This window comes from Photobacterium sp. 2_MG-2023 (assembly GCF_030547675.1).
GTDB classification, from domain to species: Bacteria; Pseudomonadota; Gammaproteobacteria; order Enterobacterales; family Vibrionaceae; genus Photobacterium; species Photobacterium arenosum.
Genome location: NZ_JAUOQQ010000033.1, coordinates 33,686 through 41,818, shown reverse-complemented (window position 1 = coordinate 41,818; position 8,133 = coordinate 33,686). Strand labels below are relative to the sequence as shown.

The 8,133-nt window shown below is 50.1% G+C and carries 9 protein-coding genes; 4 read left to right on the top strand and 5 right to left on the bottom strand.

Annotated elements, in window-relative coordinates; genetic code table 11:
* Positions 1-179: 179 nt before the first annotated feature.
* Positions 180-584 (top strand): GFA family protein, encoded by a 405-nt coding sequence (locus Q4491_RS19965; protein ID WP_192016248.1) that lies wholly within the window; start codon positions 180-182, stop codon positions 582-584.
* A 24-nt stretch (positions 585-608) separates the two neighbouring features.
* Positions 609-812, top strand: a complete 204-nt coding sequence (locus Q4491_RS19960) for a hypothetical protein (protein WP_218386174.1) — start codon at positions 609-611, stop codon at positions 810-812.
* A 56-nt stretch (positions 813-868) separates the two neighbouring features.
* Here the strand turns inward: Q4491_RS19960 and Q4491_RS19955 are convergent, their stop codons facing one another.
* Positions 869-2,278, bottom strand: coding sequence for a PepSY domain-containing protein (locus Q4491_RS19955; protein ID WP_303460285.1), 1,410 nt, complete (start codon positions 2,276-2,278; stop codon positions 869-871).
* Positions 2,279-2,402: 124 nt separating this feature from the next.
* A complete protein-coding gene (locus Q4491_RS19950; protein ID WP_218386176.1) occupies positions 2,403-2,753 on the bottom strand; it encodes a hypothetical protein in 351 nt (116 codons plus the stop codon).
* 377 nt (positions 2,754-3,130) lie between these two features.
* On the opposite strand from Q4491_RS19950, the gene Q4491_RS19945 reads away from it, so the two are divergent.
* On the top strand, positions 3,131-3,544 hold the full coding sequence (locus Q4491_RS19945) for an aegerolysin family protein (RefSeq protein ID WP_218386178.1): 414 nt from the start codon (positions 3,131-3,133) through the stop codon (positions 3,542-3,544).
* Between the two features lie 250 nt (positions 3,545-3,794).
* Here Q4491_RS19945 and Q4491_RS19940 read toward each other — a convergent pair whose 3' ends face one another.
* Positions 3,795-4,682, bottom strand: a complete 888-nt coding sequence (locus Q4491_RS19940; protein WP_303460282.1) for a DMT family transporter — start codon at positions 4,680-4,682, stop codon at positions 3,795-3,797.
* A gap of 356 nt (positions 4,683-5,038) precedes the next feature.
* Between Q4491_RS19940 and Q4491_RS19935 the strand changes: the two genes are divergently transcribed.
* A complete protein-coding gene (locus Q4491_RS19935; protein ID WP_303460280.1) occupies positions 5,039-6,061 on the top strand; it encodes a GlxA family transcriptional regulator in 1,023 nt (340 codons plus the stop codon).
* Here Q4491_RS19935 and Q4491_RS19930 read toward each other — a convergent pair.
* Both Q4491_RS19930 and Q4491_RS19925 read right to left on the bottom strand, forming a co-directional pair.
* On the bottom strand, positions 6,042-6,905 hold the full coding sequence (locus Q4491_RS19930; protein WP_218386187.1) for a dienelactone hydrolase family protein: 864 nt from the start codon (positions 6,903-6,905) through the stop codon (positions 6,042-6,044). The genes Q4491_RS19935 and Q4491_RS19930 overlap by 20 nt on opposite strands.
* Before the next feature lie 5 nt (positions 6,906-6,910).
* Positions 6,911-8,101: a PLP-dependent aspartate aminotransferase family protein gene (locus tag Q4491_RS19925; protein WP_192016225.1), complete on the bottom strand. Its 1,191-nt coding sequence runs from the start codon at positions 8,099-8,101 to the stop codon at positions 6,911-6,913.
* Positions 8,102-8,133 lie beyond the last annotated feature (32 nt).

The window sequence follows — 8,133 nt, the reverse complement described above, 5'->3', positions numbered from 1 at the left end:
TTGGCTATCTCAGCCCTGAGAATTTTGAATTGAAGAACAGTGCTTAGCTAAGTGTCCAGAGTTAGTGGATCAGATCAGCCAGCTTTATTGCGTTGATTATTTTTGCATTTACAGTTTGAACAATATGCAATAGTGTTAAATCCAACGTTTAGCAGGTTACGAATAACAAGGAATGTTTAATGCGTAAATTACATGGCGGTTGTCTGTGCGGAACAGTCACCTTTTCACTGGATGACGATTTTTCTCATTTTTATTTGTGCCACTGCGATCAGTGCAAAAAACTGACGGGTTCAGCCCATGCTTCCAACCTTTTTACCCAGCCGAACAATATCCGGTGGGAGCAGGGTGAACAAGCCATAGTGAGGTACAACCACCCGACACGCACCTTCTCCAATGCCTTTTGCGGCCAATGCGGCGCGAACCTGCCCTATTTGTCACAGAGCGGGAAAGCCCTGATTGTGCCGGCAGGTTCACTGAACGAGCAGTCTTCTAAATCACCTGACTGCCAGATTTTCTGCGATGAGCAGGCATCCTGGCACAAAGCCGGTATGCTCACTCAACACCTGCCGGGGTTTCCGGAATAATTACTTTTCTTTGAGAATATATCCATGAATCTCTTCGCTGTTATTTTTGCCGTGGCTGTCTATCGATTGATTGAAGAATTAACCGGATTTGATCTTGACGTGTTTGCTGATCCCTCCGACTGGAAACAGCTTACCTTGAAGTTACTCATATATATGTCGTTGTATGCCGCTTTTGATCAGATTTGGCGCTGGTACAAACAATCTTTTGTCACACCGCAACAAGGCTGACTGTCATAAAAAGGAGAGCCTCAATCATGAGGCTCTCCGAGTTTATCTCATCGAACTTAACTGAAAAATCTTGCCAGTTTCGACACCCGTGCAAATAGCAACTTATCCGCTATTAGCACAGTCACAATCACTATCCCTGCCAGCGAGAAACACACTCCAAGAATGGCAATCACAACCGTTGCGCCTTTCCACAGCGTCATGTTCTTCGGTGCTGGCGGGGCAGAAAGCATACGCTTGCCTTTCGGTCGGCGCAGCCACCACATCGCGATACCGCTCAGGCTGATCACAATGAATGCCAGGCAGAGCACAGTGTTTGCTGCTTTGTTCCACCAGCCAAAGTCGCCCTCGTGCAGCGCAATGCCCCACGCCATCACTTTCGCCATCGGGGAATATTGTTCGTACCTGATATCTGCCAGTACCTTGCCTGTGTACTGGTCGATGTGCAGGGTGCGATCCTGCGTCGCATCGTTAATATCGTTACTCATGGTACTTTGCAGCACGCTGTATGCGCCCTGCTCACCTTTAGGCAGATTGACACGAAACGACGTAAAACCCAGCTGTTTGGCAAACAAAACAACCGACTCCAGATCCACCTTGCCCACCATACCCTGATGACCGGCATGTGAGCCGGACACAGGCATGGGCGTTTGCTCCAGGTTCCACGGCACTTCTTCCAGTTCGCCGTGGTTCATGTCGGCATGCTTAGCATCCGAGAGCGGCACATCACCAAATACCCCCGCGGGAAAACTGTTCCATGCCTGCACCATCTTGCTGCCCCAAACCCCCGACCAGGACAGACCTGACAGCAGAAAAAGCAGTAAAAACACAGACGTTAAGACCCCAAGATTCGCGTGAAGATCACGCCAGAACGTACGCTTGCCGCTGGTCATACGCACACGCAGCGCACCTGCTCTGCTGGCGTTGTCTCGCGGCCACCACATGTAAGCGCCACTCACAATCAGGATCACAGCAAAACTCGCCGCCAGCTCAATCAGGCGATCGCCAATATCGCCGATAAACAGCGTGCCGTGTATTTCATTCGCCAGCGTGTACAGGTTGTTATCGCGATCAAGCGAGCCCAGCACTTCAGCTGTGTAAGGGTTCACTGTCACGAACAAGCCGTGTCCATCTGCTGTCACTACCGCAAAACGCGCCACATCTTCAGGCTGCTTAGGGGTTAAATATTGATTAATTGTGGCTTGGGGATAGGCTTGCTGAACAGCATTGAGCTGCTGACTGACAGGCAGACTTTGAGCGGCCGGCTCGACAAAAAGGAGGTCTTTAAAACGGAGATTATCGATCGTTCCCGCGTAGAGCATCATCAGGCCGGTCACCGCCAGCATGAGCAAAAAAGGCACCACATACAAACCGGCATAAAAATGCCAGCGCCAGGCCGTCAGGTAGCCGTTACGTTGTGGTGATGGCAGCTTATCCTGCTGCGCCAGAGTCTCGTTATTATTTGTCATTGAGTTTCCTTCCAGTGCGAAAAATGCGCACAATTACACCGTTTCTGTCTGTCAGGCAGAAACAACCAGCATAGAGAAATGTTTGGGAAATATGTAAGCCGGGGAGAAGACGGATCTATCCCGGTTAAACCGCTGGCGGTGCTCTGGAAGGCGAAAGAAAATAGTGCCACTGGCGAGGCGTGAACTGATAGGTGTTGGCTGGTTGTGCGAGGCCTGGCTCACCCAGCCCCAGCCATCTTTCATCAATATGAGCCAGGCTGAAAACACCGATGGGACAGTGTCCCTGAGTATCATGCTTGAGCTGATCTTTACCATCAGCCAGTTTAACGAGTTTAAAACCGCCCAGTGTGCACAAGCTGGCCCAGGTTCCCGCAGGCTGGTGATGGGCATTGACCACAGGCATAGCAATGAGCAATAGCCAGCTCAAAAAGCTGGCAACAATCATCATTCTGTGTAGTGGTTTTCCTTGCCGCATTGATACTCTCGTCCTGATAGCGATTGAATAGTAGATGTTGATAAAAGAATCTACAAGATGAAAAAAAATTCGTGACTGATGAGCCGGAGAACCTTGGTGGAAATCGACGCGTTTCATCAAATTCGGACAGTTCATCTCCTTATTCAAGGGAGGGAATATTCGTGCAGAAACCAAATTCTAAACCAATCTGTAAATCATATGATGATGATTTACAGAATTCTTATCCCAAAATCACACATCATAAACATGCTGTTGTTTTTCGGATATTCATTAACTAACTTCATGCTGACTGCTTAGAACAATCGCTAGTAAGTGGTAATGAGTCGTCAGCGATAATTCTAGGTTTCTTAAACTTAATTGTATTTTAAGGAGCTTACATGGCTTACGCACAATGGGTCAGCTATACCGTCATCGCAGATAACTGCAACCTGCAAGTGAAAAATGCGCAACACAGCTGGGGTAAATTTTATCAGTACGACAATAAAGATCATGAACTGTCGCCTGAAGAAGTGAATGGGCAAGTCGTCGAAATTGGGCAGGAAGGTTTTAACATCGTAAGCTCCTGTGGTCGCTCTGATTCAGCTTCCGGTACCCAAGGTTCGTTTGATCTGTACGACGGTTCAACAAAAGTCGTGACTCTGGTTTGGGATTGTCCCTGGGGCAGTAAGTCAAACAGCTGGTCTCAAACTGGCCAAAACCGCAATTATGTTGTGTCTGTGACAGGCGGCTCCATGAACTCTGGCGCCATCGGTGTCCTGACTGTGGAAGTGATCAAGAAACACGTCAGCTAATATAGAAGGCAGTGCGGGATACATCATCCCCACTGCCTTTCTCTTTTTCACCGCATAACGACACATATTCGCAATCACGCTTTGCTGCGACAGACACTCTTTGCTCGCCCAAAGAGTACCTGGCGCGCATAAGAAAATGCCGAGGACTACGCCAAATCTGAAGCGCGACATGCATATTTCCCCAAATGGCGGTCATAAAAAAGCAGCGTTTCCGCTGCCTTTCTGAATGCTATCTTTGGCTGATTCGCTGTTATGCCGTCACCAGTTTGCTCCGGCGGGCTTTCAGCCTCAGTTGGGCGACGGCCACTCCGCAAAGCACCATACCGCCGCCGATCAAATGCACCGCTTCCAGCTGTTCATTCAGTACAACACTGGCAATGACAGCGGTGATCACTGGCATCAGGTTCATAAACATGGCTGTTTTGTCTGCGCCCAGCATTTTGATCCCTTTCATCCAGCACCAGGGTGCAATCACAGAAGCAGGAATTGCGGCAAACAACACCAGAGGTAATGCATCGCCGGTAATCGCCACCCGCTGGCTGGTGAACAGCATAGGCAGGAGGAACAGAACGGCAAACATGCCCTGAACATACACAGATTGCCAGTTACTCAAGGGCATATCCCAGCGTTTGAGTAACACACAGTAAAGCGCATACACGAACGCAGCCAGCAGTAGTAAGCCATCACCCTGATTAATGCCTTGTGCGAGCAACTGAGATGGATTGCCGTGGCTCAGCATCAATACCAACCCGCCAAGCGACAGCACAGCACCCACCATTGCCAGCGGCGATAGCTTTTGTTTCAGAATAGGTACACTCAGAAACATGCTCATCAGAGGAACCAGTGACATAATCAGCGCCATATTGGTGGCTGTGGTGGTCGGTGCGGCAAAATACCCCAGCGACTGGTTCAGTACCATGCCCAGAAACGCCAGCAATGCCAGCTTCGACAAATGCGGTTTGATGTTTGACCACTGACGAATAACAGAGGTAATAACAAAAGGTGTCAGTGCCAGCATGGCAAAAAACCAGCGGTAAAAGGCGATCGCTCCCGGATCGATTACGCTGTAGGAAAGTTTGTTAACAATGGCATTCCCTGCCCAAATTGAAACCGTCAATAAGGGAAATAAGTAGATCATGCGCTGCCTTCGCTGAGATGGTAGAAAAATACGCTGTACGTATGTATTCATTGTCTCAGGTCAGCTTAGAAATACATATCTCTAATCGGACACTCTACCCTTACATTCAGACATATCAGTAATTATCGGCATTAACTGATATCGTAATACGGTTTCGCTACCCCCTGCATCGGTATAGGATCCTAAATACCGGCCGCCGTTCAGCGGCCTTCTCCATTTCCATATCTCGACCTTACATTGAATAAAATCATAGTGTTATTTCACAAGACTACCATACTCCTTCAATTGCACTAGTCACTCTGTCTGGCTGGGTGGTACATTGTTTCCTGAATACACCTTCAATGGACTGAATGGCAATGAAGCATGCCAACCCCAAGCATACCCCGATTGATATCTACTTCCTGCTGACCCCTGACGTGCATTTACTCGATCTGGCTGGCCCCTGCCAGGCTTTTCACGAAGCCATCAGCTATGGCATGGATCTGAATCTGCATTTCATCAGTGATCAAAATTCCCTGAGCAGTCATCAGGGGCTCACTCTCGGTGGCATGCAACCTTTGCCATCTTCTCTGCCTGATAATGCCATAGTGGTTGTGTGTGCATCGAAATACCATGAAGGGATATACCGGAATCAGGCCAGCGAGCGGTGCATTGAATGGCTCAGGCATTCCCCGAAAGCCGATACCCGGATTCTCGGTATTTGCACCGGGGCTTTTTTACTGGGGTTAGCTGGCTGGCTGGATAATCGTCAGTCGACAACGCACCACAAGCTCACAGAGGCGCTGTCGCAACAATTCCCTGCTGCAGACGTGTTGCCAGAACGGATTTTTGTACAGGATGGTCAGGTCTACACCACAGCGGGTGTAACAGCCGGTATTGACCTGGCCCTTCAGCTCATCGAGGATATCAGTGGCAGCCGGTTTGCTATGGAAGTGGCACGGGATCTGGTGGTCTATCGTCGCCGTATGGCAAACGATCCACAGATATCCAAACAGCTCAGCTTTCGCAGCCACATTTCACCGCTGGTACATTCCATTCAGGATTACCTGCAGACAAAACTGCATGAAAAACTGGCACTGGCCGATATAGCCGACGCCTTTCGGGTCTCTTCCCGCCATATGCAGCGAGAATTTAAAAACGCTACCGGCCTGACCATTAGAGAATATCTGGTCGAACTGAGGCTGGAAGAAGCCAAGTGCTACATTGAAAATGGTGACACCATTGAAGTGGCAGCGTTTAAGTCCGGTTTCCCCCAGGCTAGTTCATTACGGGCCGCCTGGAAGAAAAAGTATAAAACCCTGCCAAAAGAATCCGCCGCTAAAGTGGACGCGGCGGCCGAAAGTACAGGGAGATACCTGCTCAATCGCTCAACTGGGTAACAAAAAACTGTGACGCCAGTTTGAGAGCATGTTTGGTGGCCTCCGGGTTATAACGGATAGGGACATTCCCTCCCTTGCCCCGGAAAGCATAAGGATCAAAAAAGGTACTTTCTGCTCTGGGCAGCTCAAAGGCATGGGTGGCACCGGGCAATGTCACCAGTTTCACCAAGGACTGGTTAGACTGTGGCAACTGGCTGACCAGCGTCTTGCAATCATCCGGACCATCATATTTGTCCTCTTCGCCAGACAAGATCATCAAGTGGCGGTCTGCAGCAATGCCGGTAAAGGGATACCCTGACACCTTGTTATAGGCCCAGCACACCGGATAGTTGGCAACCAAGGCTTTCAGTGATCCTGATTCCTGCTCGCCCGCCATCAGCATGGCAACCACACCGCCCCAGGAAAAGCCAATAAGGCCCAGTTCGCCGGCATTAATATCCTGGCGGGATTTCAGATAATCAATTGCCGCATACACATCCGGTAGCGTCTCTTTAACATGTTTCGGACGAGACAACCCGCCTTCCAACCCTCGGGCAGCCCACATGTCGATTTCTAATGTAGCAAAACCCTGCCTGTTCAATACCTGGCTGTAGAGTGCGCCGCGTTCGTCCACACCACCAGAACCGTGCACTATGATAACCGCAGGCAGTGGTGCCTCAATACCGTCAGGTTTGGTGAAACGTGCAGCCACAGTCACCGGATTATCAGCTGATTGGCCGGACTGAAAAGCCACATAATTGTGTTTATACAAAGTGTTTGGCGTGTGGTTCTGCGCCGCATTGGCTGTGCTGGTTACCAGCACAGAGGCAAACAAAAGCGCAGCATTACGAAATGTGTTCATCATGGCAGCTATACAACTTCCCTGAGTGAATGTGTTACCTGAGAGGCAGCCAGTGCCTGCCCGAGATCCTGAATGATATCCTGACTGGCTTCCAGCCCGACACACAACCTGACCAGGCCGTCTGAAATACCGTACTGCTGCTTCTCTTCCTGAGAATACCGACAGTGGGTCGTCGAGGCCGGGTGGGTCACCATAGATTTGGTATCACCAATATTGGTACAGCGGGCCACCAGATTGAGCGCATCAATACACCGCCAGGCCGCTTTCTGACCGCCTTCAACAACAAAACTGATCACCGGGCTATGGCCGGTTTGCTGTTTGGCAATCACCTCGGCCTGCGGATGCGAATGACTGAAGGTGGAAAAGACCTGCTTCACACAAGACTGCTGACGCAGCCAGGCTTCGACCGTTCTGGCGTTCTGTTCATGCATGGTCATTCTGGCCGTCAGCGTGTCCAGGCCGTGACTCAGCACCCAAGCCGTAAAGGCATTCATGCAAGTTCCGGAACTGCGCAAATAGTTTTTCAATGGCTGGATCACGTCTTTACGTCCGGCGATGACACCACCAACCGTTCTGCCCTGCCCGTCCATGAATTTACCGGTTGAATGCAACACCAGATCGGCACCATGGTTTAACGGTCGCTGGTTGACCGGAGACAGCAAAGTGTTATCCACCACCAACAGGGCATTATTACGTTTTGCCAGCCCGGATAACCAGGTTAAATCCGCCACTTTCAGCAGTGGGTTGGTGGGAGACTCAACCAAAATCATGCGGGTACGATCACACATAGCGGCTTGCCATGCATGCTGATCATCAAGATCCACACAAGTCGCCGTGATACCAAACTGGCCGAAATACTGACGAAATAGGTGGGTAGTGGTTCCGAAAATACCGCTGGCCAGCACAACATGGTCGCCCTGTTTTAGAAACGTCATTGCCAGCGCCAGATAAGCGGCCATACCAGAAGCAAAGGCCACAGCGGATTCCGCGTTTTCCAGCGAGGCCAGCTTTCGTTCAAAATGTTCGACCGATGGATTGGTAAAACGGCTGTAAATATTCCCTTCTGTCACCCCGTTGAACCTGTCACTGGCTTCCTGCGCCGACGTAAAATCATAGGCCGATGTCATGGCAATGGCCGCGGCATGAGAGTCATCCAATGAAGGAAACTCCATGTGTATTGCTCGGGTTGATTGCTCCATGCTTTTTATTCCTTTCATCATTGAGTCGGCGA

Coding starts and splice junctions, on each gene's coding strand:
- Q4491_RS19965 (WP_192016248.1), top strand. CDS start 180: ATGCGTAAATTACATGGCGGTTGTCTGTGCGGAACAGTCACCTTTTCA.
- Q4491_RS19960 (WP_218386174.1), top strand. CDS start 609: ATGAATCTCTTCGCTGTTATTTTTGCCGTGGCTGTCTATCGATTGATT.
- Q4491_RS19955 (WP_303460285.1), bottom strand. CDS start 2,278: ATGACAAATAATAACGAGACTCTGGCGCAGCAGGATAAGCTGCCATCA.
- Q4491_RS19950 (WP_218386176.1), bottom strand. CDS start 2,753: ATGCGGCAAGGAAAACCACTACACAGAATGATGATTGTTGCCAGCTTT.
- Q4491_RS19945 (WP_218386178.1), top strand. CDS start 3,131: ATGGCTTACGCACAATGGGTCAGCTATACCGTCATCGCAGATAACTGC.
- Q4491_RS19940 (WP_303460282.1), bottom strand. CDS start 4,682: ATGATCTACTTATTTCCCTTATTGACGGTTTCAATTTGGGCAGGGAAT.
- Q4491_RS19935 (WP_303460280.1), top strand. CDS start 5,039: ATGAAGCATGCCAACCCCAAGCATACCCCGATTGATATCTACTTCCTG.
- Q4491_RS19930 (WP_218386187.1), bottom strand. CDS start 6,905: ATGATGAACACATTTCGTAATGCTGCGCTTTTGTTTGCCTCTGTGCTG.
- Q4491_RS19925 (WP_192016225.1), bottom strand. CDS start 8,101: ATGGAGCAATCAACCCGAGCAATACACATGGAGTTTCCTTCATTGGAT.